Origin of the sequence: Blautia sp. DFI.3.45, assembly GCF_020593505.1 — a bacterium.
GTDB classification, from domain to species: domain Bacteria; phylum Bacillota; class Clostridia; order Lachnospirales; family Lachnospiraceae; genus Blautia_A; species Blautia_A wexlerae.
Map to the genome: position 1 here is coordinate 1 of NZ_JAJDMI010000100.1, position 2,515 is coordinate 2,515.

2 protein-coding genes are annotated in these 2,515 nt (G+C 39.3%); both read left to right on the forward strand.

The genetic code is table 11. From position 1 onward, the window contains the following. Window positions 1-226: 226 nt before the first annotated feature. A complete protein-coding gene (locus LJE09_RS16940; protein WP_227311587.1) occupies window positions 227-1,075 on the forward strand; it encodes a tyrosine-type recombinase/integrase in 849 nt (282 codons plus the stop codon). Continuing rightward, the gene (locus LJE09_RS16945) at window positions 1,072-2,247 is read left to right on the forward strand and encodes an IS91 family transposase (RefSeq protein ID WP_173701399.1); all 1,176 of its coding nucleotides are present in this window, start codon (window positions 1,072-1,074) and stop codon (window positions 2,245-2,247) included. The genes LJE09_RS16940 and LJE09_RS16945 overlap by 4 nt, the downstream gene beginning before the upstream one ends. Window positions 2,248-2,515: the final 268 nt, after the last annotated feature.

The following is a 2,515-nucleotide window of genomic DNA, read 5'->3' on the forward strand; positions in this document are numbered from 1 at the left end:
TGCCAAGGCTGTGGCGCAGTTTTATTTTTATTAAAAAAGCAGTGGAATTACTTTCCATAATCCGTTATTGTTAAGTTACCACACGAAACAACTGAACTAAGAAAGCTCCACTGCCTATGATAAGAATAACATTTTCCAGTCTCTTCCGCAATCGGAATTATGACGCTAACGCACCTCCGAATAGGTAGATGTAATTATTAACACTACTTATTCTGGAGGTTTTATTATGTATAAAGATATTTTTGAATCCATCCGCAATGAAGCGGAAAAACGTAACCTGCGTGAAAGAACTATTCAACTGTATTGCTCTGATGTCAGTTACTTCCTTCGTTGGATTGGAAAAAATGTTTCTGATCTTACACTTAAAGATGCGGAAAGTTTTCTTACTGCCAAACGTCTGGAAGGAAGGTCTCCTGAAACTCACAATCACTATCGGTCTGCAATCAAGTTCTTATATAAAAAGGTGCTGAAGATTCTCTGGGATGATGACACTGTTCCGGCTATGAAAAGAGAGCGAAATCTTCCTGCTGTTCTATCCCGCGATGAAATAAATGCAATCATTGACGCCACTCCGAATCTGAAGCATAAAGCGATTATTGCAACTATGTATTCTTCCGGATTACGTGTATCAGAGGTTGTTCATCTTCATTATGATGACATTTCACGTACCAACATGACAATTCATGTTCGTGAAACCAAAGGCAGAATTGACAGGTATACAATTCTGTCTCAAAAAAATTTAGACCTTCTCACAGAGTATTGGTACAAATGTGGTCGCCCTAAAGATATCCTTTTCCCAAGTTCCTGGTCCGGTGGATATCTTGATATAGCCAGTGTTAACCAGTTCTTTAAGAAAAGTGCTAAACTCGCCGGCATTAACCGTCATGTTTCCTCTCATGCGTGCCGTCATAGTTTTGCCAGCCACCTATTCGAAAGTGGCACAGATATAAAATATATCCAGTCACTTCTGGGACATGTTGATCCTCGCTCTACAGATGTTTACCTTCATGTGAGCAACAAGACACTTCTTGGAATCCGCAGCCCGTTCGACAACCCGGAAGGTGGTGAATCATGAGTAAGGATTGTACGATTCAGGATGTTTTTCATCGTTTTTATCCATCTTTTGAATCCACACATAGTATTTCTCCCGCTCAGCGAAAGGCCGCTTATCACATCATGAATTGCAAAACCGGTGCCTTTGGTGTGAATGTAAGCGTATGCGAGGACTGCGGCTGCATGTCAGTCCACTATAACTCCTGCCGTGACAGATGCTGTCCTATGTGTCAGGAGTTTCCAAAAGAAAAATGGGTAGATGCACGGCGTGAGGATATCTTAGATGCTCCTTATTTCCATGTAGTTTTTACAGTTCCAGAAGAACTTAATCCCATTATCTACAGCAACCAGAAATTCTTATACACTGCTCTTTATCATGCGGCTTCAGATACTCTCAGTGAACTTGCTGCTGATAGTAAATATCTTGGGACTGATATCGGCTATATTTGTATCCTCCATACATGGGGAAGCACCATGAATTTTCATCCTCATATCCATGCGATTGTTCTTGGTGGAGGGCTGGATGTGAAAAATCATTGGAAAGACAACGGGAAAGAGTTTTTTCTTCCGATTAAGGTGATCTCCAAAATATTTCGTGGAAAATATATGGCTGAACTTAAGCAGCTCTGGGAAAATGACAGGCTTGAATTTCATGGATCGGCTGCACCTTACAAAAACTACTATACTTTCAAGGAATTATTAAATACCTGCTATACAAAGGAATGGATTCCTTATTGCAAGAAACCATTTGACGGTGCTGAATCTGTCATCAGATACCTTGGAAAATACACCCACCGGATTGCTATCAGCAACTACCGTATCAAAGACATGACAGAATCTACAGTTACTTTTTCCGCTAAAGATTACAAAAACCAAGGGCTTTGGAAAGAGATCACCATATCCGGCGAGGAATTTATCCGTCGATTTTTAATGCATGTTCCTCCAAAACGTTTTGTACGTATCAGGCACTATGGTCTTCTTTCATCCAGAAATAAGAAGAAAAAGATTACCCTATGCAGAAACATCCTTGGTTGCAAAAAATATATTTCCAAGCTGAAAGATATGGATGCACCTGCCATTATCCGTCTTCTTTATAATAAAGATATATGCAAGTGTTCTTCCTGTGGTGGTAAGATTATTCCTCTGCCTACAAAACCACATTTTATAAAACCAAAACCACATATGCTCTGTTAACGTATCATAACTGTATATTTTTTTAGCTTCCTTAGGGAGGCTTATTTCTGGTGTCATAATACAGGACTGAATTATAAATTCTATGTGTTTCTATGTGTACACGCTATCCTATTATAAATAGAGTGTCATAATTAAAAGTCCATATAGAGTTGACGCGCTTTGTTCAACCAGAAAAAATCGAAATTGATGCAAACGAAAGGGCAGTTAATGAAAAGTCTCCATACTGCTTTTTCGTTTGCACCACCTTCGATTCTTTCCTTAACGATTT